Raw genomic sequence first — 18,254 nt, 5'->3', positions numbered from 1 at the left:
CCGCGCCCGAGCCAGCGGCGCGGCGTTGACCCGAGCGGCTGGCCAGACTGTCCAGCAGCGCGGGGGGTAACAGGGCCGCCACCGCCTCGAGCAGCACCTCATCGGGAATGTCGGGCGTTTCCGCGCTGGATTGGTCCTCGGGGTCGGGTGTCTCGTCGGGCCTCTCGTCTTCGGGCTCTTGTGGCAGCTGCGTGGCCCGCGACGGATACACCAGCTCTGCGGCTTCGCGCAGATCGTCCTGCGTGACCGTGCCGCGATCCGCCAGTGCCGCCAGAGCGCGGGCGGCCCACAGCGCGAGAAGCGGCGCGCGCAGGCTGTCAATGCCGAAACTGGCAGCCAGCGCCGTGAGCCTGGCGATATCTTCGGGGCTGTGCGTTACGCCCGCAAGCCTGTCGCGCGCCTCCCTCAGATCGGCGGGGGCCGGCATCAGGGCGGGGGCAGCATCGTGGCGAATATCGTCCAGTGTGACATGCAGCGCGAGCCGCTCTGTCAGGGTTGCCGGTGCCGCCTCCTCGCCGTCGATCCCCTCGTCCAAGAGCACCAGCGCATGCGCGCCGCTCTGGTCCAGCAGTTGCGCCAGCCGTGCGGCAAGCGACGGCAGTGTGCGCTCGGCCATGGTCAGGATCAGCCGGGACGGGCTCTGCGCCAGTCCCGCACTCTGAATGAGACGTCCGGCGGTCAGTGTCGCGGCAATATCAGCCCCGCCAAACAGCTGTGTATCCGTCAGGTCGGGATGGATGCGGCGGGCGGGGCCGGGCAGGCGGGCGAGGGCCATTTCAAACGCCTGTCGCACCGGCCCGGCGCGGGCCCGCAGCGTCAGACCACGCAGCCTTTCGGGATCAATCGCCAGCAAGGTGAGCGCCCGCAGCGCGCGCCCCCATGCCGGGCTCGGCGTCATCCCCAGACCTCGGACATGGCGCGCGCGATGCGCGTGGCGCTGCCCGCCTCGTCCAAGGGATCGCGGCGCAGCCTGTGGCTGAGCGCCAGAGGCGCCACTTGGGCAAGATGATCGCGGGTCACGGCGGCATCCCCCTCATAGGCCGCCAATGCACGGGCGGCACGCAGCAAGGTCAATTCGCCGCGCAGCCCGTCTGCGCCGATGGCGATGCAGAGCGTCGCGCAATCGCGCAAGGCCTCCTCGGGCGTGCCCACGCGGCGCAGGGTCTCGCGCGCGGCGAGGATGGCGGCGCGAATGTGACCATCTTCGGCCTGCCATTTCTCCATGAACGCGGCCGTGTCGCGCTCATAGGCGTCGCGGCGGCGGATTACTTCGATGCGCTCTTCGATGTCCTTGGGCGAGCGCACCTCGACCGAGAGACCGAAGCGGTCCAAGAGTTGCGGGCGCAATTCGCCCTCTTCGGGGTTGCCAGAGCCCACCAGCACAAAGCGCGCCGCATGGCGGATCGAGAGACCCTCGCGCTCGACCACGTTCTCGCCGGATTGGGCCACATCGAGCAAAAGATCGACGATGTGATCCTCCAGAAGATTGACCTCGTCGATATAGAGATAGCCGCGGTTGGCCCGTGCCAAGAGTCCCGGTTGAAACGCCTTTTCGCCCAAGGTCAGCGCCCGTTCGATATCAAGCGCGCCGGTCACGCGGTCCTCGGTCACACCCAAGGGCAGATCAACCACCGGGGTTGGCCGCTCGACCATGTCGCCCAGAGGCGCGGTGGACCAGTCGGGCGTGTCTTCGGGACGCTCTGCATTGATCGGACTGCCGTCGATCATGCGAATGGGCGGCAACAGAGCGGCCAGCGCCCGGACGGCTGTGGATTTGCCAGTGCCCCGGTCGCCAAACACCAACACGCCACCAAGCCCCGGCTCGATCGCCGTGAGGATCATGGCACGTTTCATGTCGTCCTGACCGACAATGGCGGAAAACGGAAAAGCTGCGGTCATATCTGTCCTTTGATGTGAGTGAGCGGGCTCGTGCCCCCCCATGTGCCATGATCGCCGATGACACGAAAGCGGGCGTAGAGTTCTTCGCGAAACCAATCGCCATCGCGCACGGCGGCGATGGCGCGGGCATGCGGGCCGTCATGGCGGGCAAACGCTGTCATGCTCTGTGCATCGGGCCAGATCGAGAATGTGACCTGATGCAAGAACGGCACCTCGCCCACCCCGATCTTGAACGCAACGTTGGGGTCCGCTCCGATCACCGCGCTGATATCCGGCACGCGACGCCAGAATTGCAGCGCCTTGCGTGGGCGCACGGTGGCACGCGTGAGCGCCGCAAGCGGGCCGGTGCTCGCGGGGCTGGTGATCTGGAACGGGGCTTCGCCCGACCAATGCCCCCGCGCCGAGGTGGGCGATAGGAATAGCGTCCAACTTTCGGTGGCGCGCGTCCGGTAGCGGCCAAAAATCGGCGCGGTCTCTGTCTGTTTGCGGGCCGTGGCCGCGTCCGGCCAGACGGCAAGAATGGCATAGACGCCAGTGTTCGGAATGGGGGTAAAGCCTTCACCTGTTCCGGACCCCAACAGCTTCCAGAACCCGATGTCCGGCACCTTTGGCAGGGCCAGACGCGCCGCGCCCATCATGGTCAGCGCCCAGAGCCGGTCGATACCGCGCGAAAAGCGGAAAAAACTGAGGCTGACGGTTTGAATGGCACCGCTCCTTTCCGGGCTGTCAGATAAGTCTGACACGGTTTGACGCACAAGAAAAGAGGCGCGAGAAATGATTGTCAATTAAACTAGACACATGTAGGGTCATCTTATGTTGACAAGAGTCGATCCGCGCCTGATGGAACAGGCCACACGCGCCGATGCCCCGCATGCAGTGGTCATTGGGGCCGGGCTCGGGGGGTTGGCCTCTGCGATGCGACTGGGGGCCAAAGGATACCGCGTGACAGTTCTGGACCGCCTTGACAGCCCCGGCGGTCGCGGCTCCAGCATCACCAAGGACGGTCACCGCTTTGATCTGGGGCCGACAATTGTCACCGTGCCGCAGCTCTTTCGCGAGTTGTGGGCGGCCTGCGGGCGCGATTTCGATACCGATGTCGATCTGCGCGCGCTCGATCCTTTCTACGAAATCCGCTGGCCGGATGGCAGCACCTTTACGGCGCGTCAGGACCGGGAGGCGATGCGCGCTGAGGTCTCGCGCCTGTCGCCCGGCGACTTGGCGGGCTATGATCGCTTCGTCAAGGACAGCGAGACGCGCTATTGGTTCGGCTTCGAGGATCTGGGGCGCAGGTCCATGCACCGTCTGGTAGACCTGATCAAGGTCTTGCCGAAATTCGCGTGGCTGCGGGCCGACCGCTCGGTCTATGCCCATGCGGCGGGGCGGATGAAGGATGAACGCCTGCGCATGGCGCTGTCGTTCCATCCGCTCTTTATCGGCGGTGATCCCTTCAACGTGACGTCCATGTATGCGCTCGTCAGCCATCTGGAGGCGGCCTTTGGCGTGCATTACGCCATCGGCGGTGTCGATGCCATCGCCCGCGCCATGGTCCGGGTGATCGAGGGGCAGGGCGGTCTGATCCGGCAGGGGGCCGAGGTCGATGAGATCGTCATCACCAAGAGCCATGCAACGGGCGTCAAGCTGTTGGGTGGTGAGGCGATCAACGCCGATATCGTCGTCTCCAATGCCGATGCCGGGCACACCTATGACCACCTGTTGCGCAATCACACGAAACGGCGCTGGACACCGGCACGGCTCAAACGCTCGCGCTGGTCGATGAGCCTCTTTGTTTGGTATTTCGGCACCCAAGGCACGCGCGAGATGTGGCCGGATGCGGGCCATCACACCATTCTCAACGGCCCCCGTTACAAAGGGCTGGTGCGCGACATCTTCCGGCGTGGCATTCTGTCCGAGGACATGAGCCTCTATGTGCATCGCCCCTCCGTCACCGATCCGGGTGTTGCTCCTGCGGGGGGGGACACGTTTTACGCGCTCAGCCCGGTGCCTCATCTGGGCCATGCCGATCCGGTAGATTGGGCCGCCGAGGCCGAACCCTATCGCCAAAAGGTGCAAAAGGTGCTCGAAGATCAATTGCTTCCGGGGTTGGGCGCGCATCTGACCGCGTCAGAGGTCTTCACACCCGAAACCTTTCGCGACCGCTATCTCAGCCCCTATGGCACCGGCTTTTCGATTGAGCCGCGCATTCTGCAAAGCGCGTGGTTCCGCCCCCATAACGTCAGTGAAGAGGCGCATGGCCTCTATCTGGTCGGGGCAGGCACCCATCCGGGCGCCGGCTTGCCGGGGGTGATTTCCAGCGCCGAAGTGCTGGCGCAATTGGTGCCCGATGCGGTGCCCGTGGGGGTAGAGCGATGATTGCCCCGCGTGATCTGGCGCATTGCACAGAGGCGATCCGCCATGGGTCACGCTCTTTTCACGCCGCCTCCAAACTCTTGCCGCGCCGGGTCCGCGATCCGGCCTTGGCGCTCTATGCCTTTTGCCGTCTGGCCGATGACGCCGTGGACGAGAACCGCGAAAAGGCGGCGGCGGTCCTGTCGCTGCACGAACGCCTGGACCTCGCCTATGCGGGGCGACCCCGCAATGCCCCCGCCGACCGCGCCTTTGCCGCCATCATCGAGGGGTTCGACATGCCGCGCGCCCTGCCGGATGCGCTGCTCGAGGGCTTGGCCTGGGATGCCGAAGGGCGGCGCTATGCAACCCTGTCCGAGCTGCGGGCCTATGCGGCGCGCGTGGCCTCTGCCGTGGGTGCAATGATGTGCGTTCTGATGCGGGTGCGCGACCGTGATGCACTGGCACGCGCCTGCGATCTGGGCGTTGCCATGCAACTCACCAATATTGCCCGCGATGTCGGCGAAGATGCGCGCGAGGGGCGGCTTTATCTGCCGCTCGATTGGCTCTCCGAGGCAGGCATGACGCCCGACGACTTCCTGCACAGCACAACGGCAACCCCCGAGAACCGTCGCATGGTGCGCAAACTCCTGCACGAGGCCGAAGCGCTCTATCACCGCTCTGAATCCGGGATTGCTGCGCTTCCGCTCGCGGCACGGCCGGGCATCTTTGCCGCCCGCTTCATCTACGCCGGAATTGGCGGGCGGGTGCGGGCCGGTGGCTATGACAGCATCACCCGGCGCGCCCGCACCAATGGTCGGCAGAAACTGGGCTGGCTCATGCTGGCCATGCTGCGGGCGGGCGGCACGGTGATCCTGCCCCACTCCCCCATGATCTACGCCAAATCCCTGCCTGAAACCGAGTTTCTGGTGCGCGCCGCCGCTCAGGACGCCCCCCGTGCCGCCGACTGGAGCGATACGCTCTACGAGGCGCTGGCCCGCCTCAAGGCGCAGGATATCGAGCGCGAGACAGGGTTGAGCCGCGATGTCGGGCAGGTTAGAGAGACTGCATGATATGGATCACCTTCGGAATTTTTCTGGCAGCCTGCTTTGCGGCAGGTTCGACCGGCGGGTTGTTTCCGCCGGGTGACTGGTATGCGCGCCTGAAAAAGCCGTGGTGGACGCCGCCCAACTGGCTCTTTCCCGTGGCGTGGACCACCCTCTATGTCTGCATGGCGGCGGCGGGCGCACGCGTGGCGGTCAGCCCCGGCAACGGGATTGCGATGGCGCTCTGGTCCTTGCAAATCGCCCTGAACGGGCTGTGGACGCCGGTCTTCTTTGGCCTGCGGCGGATGCGGTTGGGGCTGATCGTGCTCTGCGCGCTTTGGGTCTCGGTGGCGATAACGCTGGTGGCGCTCTGGTCCGTAGATTGGATCGCGGGGCTGCTCTTTGTGCCCTATCTCATATGGGTCAGCGTGGCGGGGCTGCTCAACCTCTCGGTGCTGCGGCTCAACCCGGATGCGGTGCGCTAGGCGGCGGCGATTGGTCTTGAGCGGACCTTGATTGCGGTTTAACCACGCGGCCCTTCTGACCTCGAGGAATGTCATCTTGGCTCAGTTTCCCGTCTCTACTCAAACCGCCACCGTGATCGGCGCGGCACGCGCACGGCGAGCATCGGCTTGAGCACACCGGCACGAAACCGCGTCAGGTCCAAGGCTTCATGCACCCCCACGGTTTCCTCACCGTCCAACTGCGTGCGCACCGCTGAGCGGCTGTAGAACGGTGCATCAAGCATCGGCTTGACCTGCTTGGGCTGATAGCCAGCGTCGGCACGGGTGTCGCGCGCCACCATCCAGAGACTCCGGCGCATCGCCACCTTGGGTGGCAGAGCAATGGTTTCCGCGTTGCCTGCTGCATCAAAATGCACCGCCATCGCCAGTTCTGATCCATCCATCCGAACCGCATCGTAGAAACAGGTCGATCCACCCCGCGCCGGATACCGCCCCCAGGTCCAATAGCGAAAATCCTGTTCCAGCGCGCGCGTGCCAAAGTTGGCGTCGAAATAGCCGTGCCCCTGCCACTGCCATCCGGGCGCGTCGAGATCGACCTCGATGGTCGAGGTGGGGCCAAAGGGCCGCCAGATATGTGTACCTTCGGGGGTCAGCGGTAACTCTACCCCCGTCAACGCCGTCGGCGTCACGGTAATACGTCCGCGCACGCGGCTGATGACGGGCGGCGATGAAATCTCGTTGATCTCAATGATCAACTGCCCGTCCTGCCAACGCATCGAGGATGGCCCCACCGTCAGGCAATCCTCTGTCTGGCGCAAAGCAGACGTGCCTCGGTCGGTCATCGTGAACCGCCCCCCTTGCCCATAGGTGGCCACGTTGAAGCAGACATGGTTGGCCGGGTTCTTGCGGCCTGACCACGCATACCATGGCGAGAATACCGATCCGATGAAGGCAATGACGCTGACCGCACGGCGGCCATCGTCGCTCAGGCCGTCGATATACCACCAGGCGTAGCCATTGCTGGGGACGTCGAGGTTGAAATTCGGTCGCTCAATATCGCCTCGGCCGCGTGCCGGGCGGAGAGCGTGGCCATGGGCACGCCCGCCCCCGGATGCGCCCCACCCCCCACCAGATAGAGGCCCGTCACCTGCGTCCGCGCCACCGGGCGCTGAAAGGCCGCCATCATCCCCTGCGGGCTCTGCCCGTAGAGCGATCCGAGCGAGGCTGGGAACATCCGGTCGAACCGCGCCGGCGTCGTCAGCGCCCCCTCGCCCGGCAAGGGATTGAGGCGCAGACCAAAACCCGCGAGGGTCTGAAAGGTTCGGGTGTGACATGAGGCAAAATCCTCGGCTGCTTGGGTGAGGCCGTCGAGCGGCGGAGCATTCAGAATGATCTCGAACCGCTCCCGCGTTGGGGGCGGCTCGAGCAGTCCACGATCCTGCGCACAGATATAGACCGTGGGATCACGCGGGCAGCGCCCGGTGCGCAGGTCGTCAAATTCGGACCTAGGATCGGCGGCAAAGAACACATTGTGATGCGCCAGATCAACGCCCGAGGGCGTGGCGGCAAAGGCCCAGACCTGAGCCGAGAGGCTGCGCGCGGTCCTGAGTGTTTGCGGGGCAATATGAGACAGGTCGGGCCCAAGCGCCCCCGAGGCCAAAGCGCGCGGATCGCCGTTGAACACCACATGCGCCGCAGGAATATGCGTGCCATCGGCAAGGGTGACGCCGGTCGCGCCCCCCGCGTGCGTATCAATCCGCGCCACATGCGCCTGAAAGCGGAACTCGGCCCCGCGCGCGCGCGCCAAATCCATCAGACTTTGCGCCAGCCGGTGCATGCCGCCCCGCACCACCCAGACCCCCGCCGCCTCGGCTTGCCAGATCAATGCCAGAAGGGCTGGGGAGTGATAGGGCGACCCGCCGACATAGGTCGCATAGCGCCCAAAGAGCTGTGCCAGACGTGGGTCGTCAAAGTGCCGCGCAAGGCTCTGCGCCAGAGTGGAGAGCGGCGCCATGGCGCGGATCAGCGTCGGTTGTCGCGCAACAACGGCGCTCAGGGCAAGCGGAGAGGGCGCGGCCGCCTGCATCATCGGCCCGTCAAAGGCCGTGAATAGGCGGCGGGCGCGCTTGGAGAATTCGGTAAACTGCCGCGCGGCCCGCGCTCCGGCAAAGGCATGGATTGCTGCGCAACTTCGCGTCTCATCGGCAAAGAGGTCAAGCATGCTGCCATCCGGCCAGAAATGCCGCGCAAGGATCTCTTGCGGAACAAGGTCAAGGTGATCCTCAAGGCGCTCGCCGATACTGGCAAAGAGCGCGTCAAAGACGCCGCGCAGGGTCAAAACAGTTGGCCCCGCATCGACCGGCCCGGCCGCCGAGGGCAGGGCGCGCATCTTGCCGCCCGGACCGGCGTGGCGTTCCAGCACCGTGACCGGCAGGCCGGCATGCGCCAACCGCACAGCAGCAGCCAGCCCCGCGATCCCGGCACCGACGACTACGACTCGGGTGCGCGCGTCTGAAAGAGGGGTGTCTGACTTCATAACGCGATTGTTGACTCATGCGCGCAATGTGTCCAGTATGATTTACACATGATGTGTCAGATTTGTGATACAATCAGCAAAAAGGAGTGGCCATGCCCATCGAGACCCGCATTGAGGCGGCCATTGCGCAGGCGATTGCGCGAGGGCAGGCGGGGCAGACCCCGGCACGGCTGGCTGACGCCCTTGATTACGCGACAAGCCCCGGTGGCGCGCGCATCCGCCCGACGATTCTCATGTCTGTGGCAATGGCCTGTGGCGATGACCGGCCCGACCTCAGCGATGCCGCCGCCGCAGCACTGGAGATCATGCATTGCGCAAGCCTTGTGCATGATGATCTGCCCTGTTTCGACGATGCCGATCTGCGACGTGGCAAGGCTTCGGTGCATCGCGCCTATTCCGAACCGCTGGCCGTGCTGACCGGCGATGCGCTGATCATCATGTCCTTTGAAATTCTCGCCCGCGTGGCCCATCACGATGCCGGCCGCGCCACGGCGTTGATCCTTGCCCTTGCCCGACGCAGCGGCATGCCCAATGGCATCTGTGCTGGTCAGGGCTGGGAGAGCGAACCAAAGGTCGATCTCGAGGCCTATCACCGCTCCAAAACCGGTGCGCTCTTTATCGCCGCGACCCAGATGGGGGCCATCGCGGCGGGGCATGAGCCCGAACCGTGGTATGAGCTTGGCGCGCGCATCGGTGCCGCGTTTCAGGTGGCCGACGACTTGCGCGATGCACTCTTGGATGCCGAGACCTTGGGCAAGCCGGTGGGGCAGGACGATCTGCACGGGCGTCCCAATGCGGTGGCCGAACTCGGCGTGCCCGGGGCCGTAACGCGGCTCAAGGATATTCTGGCGGGGGCGATTTCCTCGATCCCGTCCTGCCCCGGCGAGGCGCGTCTGGCCAAGATGGTGCAGATGCAGGCCGAGCGGATCATTTCTGTTCTGCCCGCGCGCATGCGGGCCTGACCGCATGACCGTGGCAGGCGACCTGACAGAGCGTCGCCCGCAGAGGCGTGGCGGCTGGCTCACGCGCCTGATCTCAAATCCACGCTTTCAGCATTGGGCCAGCGGCTTTCCCCTGACACGCGGCATTGCGCGGCGCGACGGGGCCGAGATTTTCGATATCGTCCAAGGGTTTGTGCAGTCGCAGGTGCTATCGGCGCTGGTCGAGCTGGAGCTTTTGCATCGTCTCGCCGATGGACCGCAGGGCCCCGCCGGTCTGGCGCGACGCACGGGTGTGCCCGAAGATCGCATGACGATTCTGCTCCAGGCGGGCGCGGCTCTTCATCTCCTCACACGTCGCCGTGACGGGCGCTATGCTCTGGCCCGCAAAGGTGCGGCCATTCTCGGGGTGCCGGGGCTTGAAGCGATGATTCGCCATCATCACGCCTTCTACGCTGACATGGCAGATCCCGTCGCCCTCTTGCGCGGGCAGGGCGAGACGGAATTGGCCCGTTTCTGGCCCTATGTCTTTGGCGCGGCCGCAGAGATGGAGCCGGAGGTCGCCCATCGCTATTCGGACCTCATGGCGCAATCTCAGGGACTTGTGGCGCAGGATGTGCTGCGGATGATCCCGTTCAAGGACACGCGTCACCTGCTGGATATCGGCGGCGGCAGCGGCGCGTTTCTGGGCGCGGTCGCCGCGCGTTACCCCAGGCTGAGCCTCACGCTCTTCGATCTCCCCGAGGTGATCCCCTCCGCGCGCGCCCGTTTGGCACAGGCTGGGTTGAGCGCGCGGTTGACACTCGTTCCCGGCTCGTTTCGCACAGAGTCCCTGCCCATGGGCGCGGATACAATCTCACTCATTCGGGTGCTTTACGATCACGACGACGCGACCGTGACGGCGCTCTTGGCCAAGATCCATGCCGCCTTGCCCCCCGGCGGACGGCTGATTGTGGCTGAACCAATGGCCGGTGGCGCACGGCCAGAGCGTGCGGGTGACGTGTATTTTGCCTTTTATACCATGGCGATGGGCACCGGACGCGCACGCTCGGCCGCGCGCATCGCCGCGCTTTGCCGGGCCGCTGGATTTGACCAGATCCACACACCGCGCAGCCTGCGCCCTTTCGTTGCCAGCGCCGTGTCGTGTGTCAAGTCAGCCTGACGGAAATGTGAATATACATGTAAAGAAAGATTGACACATTGGCCTGTCCGGTTACACTTACAAGGAAGAGGAATCCAAAATCTGACAGTGTCAGGCAACGGATAGGAGGCTACCATCGAAACCCGCGCCGTCCATCTCAGAGGTCCCGAAGACCTCTCGGTTGACACCCTGATGCTCAAGGCGCCGGGCGCGGGCGATCTGGTGGTCGATGTCACCCATTCAGGCATTTCCACCGGCACCGAAAAACTCTTTTGGTCCGGCCAGATGCCGCCGTTTCCCGGCATGGGCTATCCGCTGGTGCCCGGCTACGAGGCCGCAGGCGAAGTGGTCGAGGCGGCCCCCGGCACAGGCTACAAACCCGGCGATCATGTGTTCGTGCCCGGTGCCGATTGTTTTGAAGGGGCGTTCGGTCTCTTTGGTGGCGCCTCTGCGCGCCTCGTGACCAAGGCCTCGCGGGTTTGTCGAATCGATGCGGGTTTCGGGGCCGAGGGCGCGCTTCTGGCGCTCGCAGCAACAGCGCGGCATGCGATGGCGGGGCTCGATAAGGCAGTGCCGGATCTCATCGTCGGTCACGGCGTTCTGGGCCGTTTGCTCGCACGGTTGACGATTGCCGCCGGTGCGCCTGCGCCCACGGTCTGGGAAACCCAAGCGGACCGTTGCAAGGGCGAGCAGGGCTATCCGGTGATCCATCCCGATACGGACACGCGCCGCGATTACCGCGCCATTTACGACGCCTCTGGCGATCCCACGATCCTCAATACCCTGATTGGCCGTCTGGCCAAGGGCGGCGAGGTGGTGCTCGCGGGGTTTTATCCGCAGGCGCTCAGCTTTGCCTTTCCGATGGCCTTCATGAAAGAGGCGCGCCTGCGCGTTGCCGCCGAATGGGCGCATGACGACCTGACCGCCACCCGCGCTTTGGTTGAATCGGGTGTGCTTAGCCTCGCTGGGCTGATCACGCATCAGGCCACATCTCGCGACGCAACGCAGGCTTATCGGACCGCCTTCAGCGATCCAGATTGCCTCAAAATGATACTCAACTGGAAGGACGCAGCATGAAAGACGACGTGCCGAACCTAAAAGAGTTCGACCAACGGCTGCGTGATGAAGCGCATGAAGACCTGGCGGACATCATCACAGCCGAGCCGAAGTCCAAGACGCAGATCATTGCGATCTACGGCAAGGGTGGCATCGGCAAGAGTTTCACGCTCGCCAACCTCAGCCATATGATGGCCGAAATGGGCAAGCGCGTGCTGCTGATCGGCTGCGATCCAAAATCCGACACCACCAGCCTGCTGTTTGGCGGCAAGGCCTGTCCCACGATCATCGAAACCTCAGCCAAGAAGAACCTGGCTGGTGAGCCGGTCAAGATCGGCGATGTCTGTTTCAAACGCGGCGGCGTCTTTGCGATGGAGCTGGGCGGGCCAGAAGTGGGCCGGGGCTGTGGCGGGCGCGGGATCATCCACGGCTTTGAGCTGCTGGAGAAACTCGGCTTTCACGATTGGGATTTCGATTACGTCCTTCTGGACTTTCTGGGCGATGTGGTCTGCGGCGGCTTTGGCCTGCCCATCGCGCGGGACATGGCGCAAAAGGTCATTCTTGTCGCCTCGAACGACTTGCAATCGCTCTATGTCGCCAACAACGTCTGCTCTGCGGTCGAGTATTTCCGCAAGCTGGGCGGCAATGTCGGTGTCGCGGGTCTGGTGATCAACAAGGATGACCATTCCGGCGAGGCGCAGGCCTTTGCCAAATCCGTCAATATCCCAGTGCTGGCCGCGATCCCGCAGGATGACGACCTGCGCAAGAAATCCGCCAATTATCAGATCGTTGGCACAGCAGAGAGCCAATGGGGCAGTCTCTTTGCCGAACTGGCTCAGGCGGTCTCGGTCGCCCCGCCGGTGCGCCCCAATCCGCTCGATCAGGATGGGCTTCTGGCGCTCTTCGACAGCAAGGACACAGGCGGAGATTACGTTCTGGTGCCTGCAACAGACGAGGACATGCGCGGCAAATACGCAGCGCCCAAAGCATCGCTGGAGGTGGTCTATGACGACGCCTGATCACCCCCGCCGCGAGACATTGACCGAGGTGCAGCGCCTGTTGGCGCACGCCCGCCCCGAGCAACTGCGCCGCCTTTTGGCCGATATTGCCGCGTCCTCTACGACCGCAGACCGGGATGAGCAAGCATCCCCCCAAAGGCGGGCGTCATGAGCGATGAAGTCACATATGACGGGGCTGCCGAGGCCCATGTGATCTCCGGCACCGCCGTAGAGTCTTCGCCCGAGGTGTCGGACGGGGCAGGGGGCTGCCATTCCGGTGCAGAGATGGACAAGGCCGCGCGCATGGCGGGGCAATCCGAATTGCTCGACCGATATGCCCGCGACTATCCCAAGGGACCGCATGACCAACCCCAGAGCATGTGCCCGGCCTTTGGCTCGCTCCGCGTCGGCCTGCGCATGAAGCGCGTGGCGACCGTGCTGAGCGGGTCCGCCTGCTGCGTCTATGGCCTGACCTTCGTGTCGCATTTCTACGGGGCGCGCCGCTCGGTGGGTTACGTTCCGTTCAATTCCGAAACGCTCGTCACCGGCAAGCTCTTCGAGGATATCCGCGAGAGCGTGCATGAAATGGCCGACCCGGATCGGTTCGACGCCATTGTCGTGACCAACCTCTGTGTTCCGACTGCGAGCGGCGTGCCGCTGCGTCTGCTCCCCAGCGAAATCAACGGCGTGCGGATCGTGGGCATCGACGTGCCGGGCTTTGGTATCCCCACCCATGCCGAGGCCAAGGATGTGTTGGCCGGTGCGATGCTGAATTACGCCCGCAAAGAAGTGATGGCAGGCCCGGTTGCGGCCCCTCAGGGCGGCAAATCCGACCGCCCGACTGTGACCCTGCTGGGCGAGATGTTCCCGGCGGACCCGATGATGATCGGCGCGATGTTGGCCCCCTTGGGGCTGGCTGCCGGGCCGGTGGTGCCTGCCCGTGAGTGGCGCGAACTCTATGCCGCGCTTGACTGTGGCGCGGTGGCGGCGATCCATCCGTTCTACACCGCCGCGATCCGCGAATTCGAGGCCGCAGGCCGCCCCATCGTGGGCTCTGCGCCGGTGGGTCATGACGGCACCGCCGCATGGCTGGCGGGTATTGGCGACGCCTTTGGCCTCGCGTCGGATAAGGTTGCAGCGGCGCAAAACGCCTTCCTGCCCGCCATCCAAGGCGCGCTCGCCAATGCGCCCATCACCGGCACGATCACGCTCTCGGGCTATGAGGGCAGCGAATTGCTGGTGGCGCGTCTCTTGATCGAAAGCGGGGCCAATGTGCCCTATGTCGGCACCGCCTGCCCGAAAACCCCTTGGTCGGCGGCGGATGCAGACTGGCTGGCCGCCAAGGGCGTCAAGGTCAAGTTCCGCGCCTCGCTCGAGGATGATTGCGCCGCGATGGAAGCGATCAAGCCCGATCTTGCCATCGGCACGACGCCCGTCGTGCAAAAGGCCAAGGAAAAGGGCATCCCGGCGCTCTATTTCACCAATCTCATCTCCGCTCGTCCCCTCATGGGTCCGGCCGGTGCGGGCAGCTTGGCCGAGGTGGTCAATGCCGCCATGGGCAACAAGGCCCGGATGGATCACATGCGCGCCTTCTTTGCCGGTGTGGGCGACGGCGATACCGCCGGTATCTGGGAGGGCGCTCCGAACCTGCGCCCCGATTTCCGCGCGCAGCATCAGAAGAAACTCGACAAGCAGGCCCGCGCGGCGGCCGCGCAGGAGATGATCTGATGCTCATTCAGGATCATGATCGCGCAGGCGGATATTGGGGGGCGGTCTATGCCTTCTGCGCCGTCAAGGGCTTGCAGGTGGTGATCGACGGCCCCGTGGGCTGTGAAAACCTGCCTGTCACATCGGTCCTGCATTACACCGACGCGCTGCCGCCGCATGAATTGCCCATCGTCGTCACGGGTCTGGGCGAGAGCGAAATGGGATCAGGCACAGAAGAGGCGATGAAACGCGCCTGGGGCACGCTTGATCCCGCCCTGCCAGCCGTCGTTGTCACCGGCTCCATTGCCGAGATGATCGGCGGCGGTGTGACGCCGCAAGGCACCAATATTCAACGCTTCCTGCCGCGCACCATTGATGAGGATCAATGGCAGTCGGCGGATCGCGCAATGACCTGGATCTTCAGCGAATTCGGCATGACCAAGGGGCGCATGCCCCCCGAGAAAAAGCGCGAAGAGGGCAGCGCCCCGCGCGTCAATATCCTTGGGCCGATGTATGGCACCTTCAACATGCCCTCGGACCTGCACGAAATCCGGCGTCTGGTCGAAGGGATCGGGGCAGAGGTCAATATGGTGATGCCGCTTGGTGCCCATCTGGCCGAGATGCGCAATCTGGTCAACGCCGACGTCAATATCGTCATGTACCGAGAGTTTGGCCGCGGTCTGGCCGAGGTTCTGGGCAAGCCCTATCTTCAGGCCCCCATCGGGGTCGAATCGACCACGCTGTTCCTGCGGACACTGGGCGAGATGCTCGGACTTGACCCGGAACCCTTCATCGCGCGCGAAAAGCACTCGACGCTGAAACCCGTCTGGGATCTCTGGCGCTCGGTGACGCAGGATTTCTTTGCCACGGCGAACTTTGGCATTGTGGCCAATGAAACCTACGCGCGCGGGGTGCGCAATTTCCTCGAAACTGACATGGGCCTGCCCTGCGCCTTTGCGGTGGCCCGGACAGCCGGGAAAAAGACCAACAACGAGGAGGTGCGCAGCCTTGTGCACACCAAACGACCCCTTATCCTGATGGGGTCGATCAACGAGAAGATGTATCTGGCTGAGATGAAGGCCGGGTTTGGCCCGCAGCCGTCTTTCATCCCAATGAGCTTTCCGGGCGCTGCCATCCGGCGCGCCACCGGCACTCCGGTGATGGGCTATGCGGGGGCCACATGGCTGGTTCAGGAAGTGTGCAACAGCCTCTTTGATGCGCTCTTTCACATCCTGCCCTTGGGCACGGAAATGGACGCGGTCCAGGCGACGCCCACGCCCCTGCGCCGGGATTTCCCATGGGATTCGGACGCCGCCCGCGAATTGGAGCGGATCGTCGCCTCCCATCCGGTGCTCACCCGTATTTCCGCAGCCAAGACATTGCGCGACGCCGCCGAAGAGGCCGCGCTGCGGCAGGGCGACGAACGTGTCGTGCTGCAAACCGTTCAAGCGATTTCACCCCGTATGGCCGGGGCCCCAGTTCGAGAGGAGGACTGAGACGATGACTGACATGACATCAAACCCGCCCCGTGTGCGCAGCCGGCAGGCACGCCGCAGGGGTCTGGAATTTCAGCTCTATTTCGCAATGATCTTTGCGTTGGCTCTGCCCTTCGCAACGGTTCGTTGGATGCGCGAGGCGGTTCAGTACCGCACCCTCGACCTGCGCGGCCCCTTGGCCCGCGCTTGGGCCGAGGCGGACCGCACAACGCCATTGATATTCTCGGCCTGACAAGGACCGGGATCAAGGACTGCCTGTCCCATGATGGGGCGGACAGAAACCTGCGGGGCCATGCAGGCCTCGAAGGACCCGGTCGCGGGGCACGCGACGTCAGCATAACGTTCCGGAGGAAAGTTCATGGCTGATAAATCTGACCTGTCGTTCACAGGTCTCACAGACGAGCAGGCCCAAGAGCTGCATTCCGTCTACATGAGCGGCCTATGGCTGTTCACGGCGATTGCAGTGGTTGCACATATTGCAACCTTCATTTGGTTCCCGTGGTTCTAGGAAAGGGGTTAAGACATGGCAAAGTTCTACAAGATCTGGCTCATCTTCGACCCCCGCCGCGTATTCGTGGCGCAGGGCGCGTTCCTGTTTCTTTTGGCAGCGATGATCCATCTCGTGCTTCTGAGCACCGACGGTTTCAACTGGTTTGAAATCGCCGCAGCAAAGTACGGGCAGTGACGTCACTCTCAAAATGATCGCTGCGGGCGGGGCAGGCCTTCGCCCGCGGCTACCTAACGTAACGAAACGGCTGGTCGGGTCATCCGCACAGCCGCACAACGCGGGGACCACGAGATGGCTTTGCTCAGTTTTGAAAGAAAGTACCGTGTCCGCGGAGGAACGCTGGTAGGCGGCGATCTGTTCGATTTTTGGGTCGGGCCCTTCTATGTCGGTTTCTTCGGGGTCACGACAGCATTTTTCGCCGCTTTGGGCACGATCCTGATTTTCTGGGGGGCGTCGCAACAAGGGACGTTCAACCCATGGCTCATCAATATCGCGCCGCCTGACCTCAGCTACGGTTTGGGTCTGGCACCGCTGATGGAGGGGGGATTGTGGCAAATCATCACCTTCTGCGCCACCGGTGCCTTTATCAGCTGGGCGCTGCGCGAAGTGGAAATCTGTCGCAAGCTGGGGATGGGCTATCATGTGCCCTTCGCCTTCAGCTTCGCGATCCTGGCCTATATGACGCTGGTGATCTTTCGCCCGCTTCTGATGGGGGCCTGGGGGCACGGATTTCCCTACGGGATCTTCAGTCACCTCGATTGGGTCTCGAACACCGGATATGCCTATCTGCACTTCCACTATAACCCGGCGCATATGCTGGCGGTGACACTGTTCTTCACCACCACCTTTGCACTGGCGCTGCATGGCGGGTTGATCCTGTCGGCGGCCAATCCCGAGAAGGGCGAAGAGATGAAAACGCCCGATCACGAGGATACCTTCTTTCGCGACTTCATTGGCTACTCTGTCGGCACATTGGGCATTCACCGTGTCGGCTTTCTTCTGGCGATCAATGCGGTCTTTTTCTCGGCTGTCTGTATCATCATCTCCGGCCCGGTCTGGACCAAGGGTTGGCCCGAATGGTGGAATTGGTGGCTCGACCTGCCGATCTGGCCTAGCCAAGTGGGGATGTGACCATGATTGAGTATCAGAATATATTCACCCAAGTGCAGGTTCAGGGCCAACCTGAATGGGGCATGGACGACAATGGCCGGATGATGGAAGAGCGCGCGGGCAAGCCGTTTTTCTCGACCCTCATCGGCTGGCTGGGCAACGCGCAGATCGGGCCGATCAACCTCGGCATGCTCGGTGTGATCAGCCTCATCAGCGGCTTCATGTGGTTCTTTATCGTGGGCCTCAACATGCTGGCGCAGGTCGGCTGGTCGCTGCCGGAATTCCTGCGGCAACTCTTCTGGCTGGCACTGGAGCCGCCGGGGCCCGAGCATGGCCTCTCGATGCCCCCACTCAATGATGGTGGCTGGTATATCATCAGCTCGTTCTTTCTGCTGGTAGCTGTCTGCGCCTGGTGGCTGCGCACCTATCAACTGGCCGCAAGCCACAAGATGGGCAAGCATGTCGCCTGGGCCTTTGCCTCTGCGATCTGGCTCTTTCTGGTGTTGGGCCTCTTCCGGCCGATCCTGATGGGATCGTGGTCCGAGGCGGTGCCCTACGGCATCTTCCCGCACCTTGACTGGACCACCGCGTTCTCGATCCGCTACGGCAACCTCTATTACAACCCGTTCCACTGCCTCTCGATTGTCTTCCTCTATGGCTCGGTCCTGCTCTTTGCGATGCACGGTGCCACCATTCTCGCGGTCAGCCGTTTCGGCGGAGACCGGGAGTTGGAGCAGATCGTTGACCGTGGCACGGCATCAGAGCGCGCCGCCCTCTTCTGGCGCTGGACCATGGGGTTCAACGCGACGATGGAGGGGATTCACCGCTGGGCTTGGTGGTTTGCGGTTCTCACCCCGATCACGGGTGGTATCGGCATCCTTCTGACCGGCACGGTCGTGGACAACTGGTTCATCTGGGCACAGGAACACAACTTTGCGCCCCTCTATGACGGATCTTACGGCTACGACGCTTACGGCTCTTACGAAGCCTTCATCGGACAAGGAGAGTAAGC

19 protein-coding genes and 1 pseudogene are annotated in these 18,254 nt (G+C 63.7%); 15 read left to right on the top strand and 5 right to left on the bottom strand.

Features of this window, described 5'->3' with window-relative positions:
* The 3 genes and pseudogenes from VR71_RS17505 to crtA form a co-directional block, all read right to left on the bottom strand.
* Nucleotides 1-898 (bottom strand): annotated as a pseudogene (locus tag VR71_RS17505) (magnesium chelatase ATPase subunit D); the annotation flags it as partial.
* Nucleotides 895-1,899, bottom strand: coding sequence for a magnesium chelatase ATPase subunit I (gene bchI, locus VR71_RS17500; RefSeq protein ID WP_045685953.1), 1,005 nt, complete (start codon nucleotides 1,897-1,899; stop codon nucleotides 895-897). The pseudogene VR71_RS17505 and the gene bchI, both read right to left, overlap by 4 nt.
* On the bottom strand, nucleotides 1,896-2,642 hold the full coding sequence (gene crtA, locus VR71_RS17495; protein ID WP_045685956.1) for a spheroidene monooxygenase: 747 nt from the start codon (nucleotides 2,640-2,642) through the stop codon (nucleotides 1,896-1,898). The genes bchI and crtA overlap by 4 nt, the downstream gene beginning before the upstream one ends.
* 70 nt (nucleotides 2,643-2,712) lie before the next feature.
* Between crtA and VR71_RS17490 the strand changes: the two genes are divergently transcribed.
* From VR71_RS17490 to VR71_RS17480, 3 genes are read left to right on the top strand one after another with little or no spacing between them, the layout of a single operon-like run.
* On the top strand, nucleotides 2,713-4,269 hold the full coding sequence (locus VR71_RS17490; protein ID WP_045685952.1) for a phytoene desaturase: 1,557 nt from the start codon (nucleotides 2,713-2,715) through the stop codon (nucleotides 4,267-4,269).
* Nucleotides 4,266-5,315 (top strand): 15-cis-phytoene synthase, encoded by a 1,050-nt coding sequence (gene crtB / locus VR71_RS17485; protein ID WP_045685951.1) that lies wholly within the window; start codon nucleotides 4,266-4,268, stop codon nucleotides 5,313-5,315. Before VR71_RS17490 ends, crtB begins: the two co-directional genes overlap by 4 nt.
* Nucleotides 5,312-5,773, top strand: a complete 462-nt coding sequence (locus VR71_RS17480) for a TspO/MBR family protein (RefSeq protein WP_045685950.1) — start codon at nucleotides 5,312-5,314, stop codon at nucleotides 5,771-5,773. The genes crtB and VR71_RS17480 overlap by 4 nt, the downstream gene beginning before the upstream one ends.
* 95 nt (nucleotides 5,774-5,868) lie before the next feature.
* On the opposite strand, the gene crtC is transcribed toward VR71_RS17480, so the two are convergent.
* Nucleotides 5,869-6,741, bottom strand: coding sequence for a carotenoid 1,2-hydratase (gene crtC / locus VR71_RS17475; protein WP_296430544.1), 873 nt, complete (start codon nucleotides 6,739-6,741; stop codon nucleotides 5,869-5,871).
* On the bottom strand, nucleotides 6,738-8,288 hold the full coding sequence (crtD, locus tag VR71_RS17470; RefSeq protein ID WP_045685949.1) for a 1-hydroxycarotenoid 3,4-desaturase CrtD: 1,551 nt from the start codon (nucleotides 8,286-8,288) through the stop codon (nucleotides 6,738-6,740). The genes crtC and crtD overlap by 4 nt, the downstream gene beginning before the upstream one ends.
* 92 nt (nucleotides 8,289-8,380) lie before the next feature.
* Between crtD and VR71_RS17465 the strand changes: the two genes are divergently transcribed.
* The 12 genes from VR71_RS17465 to pufM all read left to right on the top strand — a co-directional run bounded on the left by VR71_RS17465 (nucleotide 8,381) and on the right by pufM (nucleotide 18,252).
* Nucleotides 8,381-9,250 carry a polyprenyl synthetase family protein gene (locus VR71_RS17465; RefSeq protein ID WP_009819274.1) on the top strand — a complete coding sequence of 290 codons (870 nt, stop codon included), beginning with the start codon at nucleotides 8,381-8,383 and terminating at the stop codon, nucleotides 9,248-9,250.
* Nucleotides 9,251-9,254: 4 nt separating this feature from the next.
* A complete protein-coding gene (locus VR71_RS17460; RefSeq protein WP_045685948.1) occupies nucleotides 9,255-10,388 on the top strand; it encodes a methyltransferase in 1,134 nt (377 codons plus the stop codon).
* A 114-nt stretch (nucleotides 10,389-10,502) separates the two neighbouring features.
* Complete coding sequence (gene bchC / locus VR71_RS17455) at nucleotides 10,503-11,444, top strand: chlorophyll synthesis pathway protein BchC (protein ID WP_045685947.1); 942 nt, start codon at nucleotides 10,503-10,505, stop codon at nucleotides 11,442-11,444.
* On the top strand, nucleotides 11,441-12,442 hold the full coding sequence (locus VR71_RS17450; protein ID WP_045685946.1) for a chlorophyllide a reductase iron protein subunit X: 1,002 nt from the start codon (nucleotides 11,441-11,443) through the stop codon (nucleotides 12,440-12,442). Before bchC ends, VR71_RS17450 begins: the two co-directional genes overlap by 4 nt.
* A complete protein-coding gene (locus VR71_RS25205; protein WP_296430542.1) occupies nucleotides 12,429-12,593 on the top strand; it encodes a hypothetical protein in 165 nt (54 codons plus the stop codon). Before VR71_RS17450 ends, VR71_RS25205 begins: the two co-directional genes overlap by 14 nt.
* Entirely contained in the window at nucleotides 12,590-14,149 is a 1,560-nt protein-coding gene (bchY, locus tag VR71_RS17445) for a chlorophyllide a reductase subunit Y (protein WP_045685945.1), read from the top strand. Before VR71_RS25205 ends, bchY begins: the two co-directional genes overlap by 4 nt.
* The gene (gene bchZ / locus VR71_RS17440) at nucleotides 14,149-15,624 is read left to right on the top strand and encodes a chlorophyllide a reductase subunit Z (RefSeq protein ID WP_009819269.1); all 1,476 of its coding nucleotides are present in this window, start codon (nucleotides 14,149-14,151) and stop codon (nucleotides 15,622-15,624) included. Before bchY ends, bchZ begins: the two co-directional genes overlap by 1 nt.
* Before the next feature lie 4 nt (nucleotides 15,625-15,628).
* Nucleotides 15,629-15,856, top strand: coding sequence for a cytochrome PufQ (gene pufQ / locus VR71_RS17435; RefSeq protein WP_045685944.1), 228 nt, complete (start codon nucleotides 15,629-15,631; stop codon nucleotides 15,854-15,856).
* Nucleotides 15,857-15,982: 126 nt separating this feature from the next.
* On the top strand, nucleotides 15,983-16,132 hold the full coding sequence (gene pufB / locus VR71_RS17430; RefSeq protein WP_009819267.1) for a light-harvesting antenna LH1, beta subunit: 150 nt from the start codon (nucleotides 15,983-15,985) through the stop codon (nucleotides 16,130-16,132).
* 15 nt (nucleotides 16,133-16,147) lie between these two features.
* Complete coding sequence (gene pufA, locus VR71_RS17425) at nucleotides 16,148-16,309, top strand: light-harvesting antenna LH1, alpha subunit (RefSeq protein ID WP_008280385.1); 162 nt, start codon at nucleotides 16,148-16,150, stop codon at nucleotides 16,307-16,309.
* A gap of 114 nt (nucleotides 16,310-16,423) precedes the next feature.
* On the top strand, nucleotides 16,424-17,263 hold the full coding sequence (pufL, locus tag VR71_RS17420) for a photosynthetic reaction center subunit L (RefSeq protein ID WP_009819266.1): 840 nt from the start codon (nucleotides 16,424-16,426) through the stop codon (nucleotides 17,261-17,263).
* Between the two features lie 2 nt (nucleotides 17,264-17,265).
* On the top strand, nucleotides 17,266-18,252 hold the full coding sequence (pufM, locus tag VR71_RS17415; RefSeq protein WP_045685943.1) for a photosynthetic reaction center subunit M: 987 nt from the start codon (nucleotides 17,266-17,268) through the stop codon (nucleotides 18,250-18,252).
* Nucleotides 18,253-18,254 lie beyond the last annotated feature (2 nt).

Source organism: Roseovarius sp. BRH_c41 (assembly GCF_000961715.1).
Lineage (GTDB): Bacteria > Pseudomonadota > Alphaproteobacteria > Rhodobacterales > Rhodobacteraceae > Roseovarius.
This window is presented reverse-complemented; position numbering and strand designations above follow the sequence as displayed.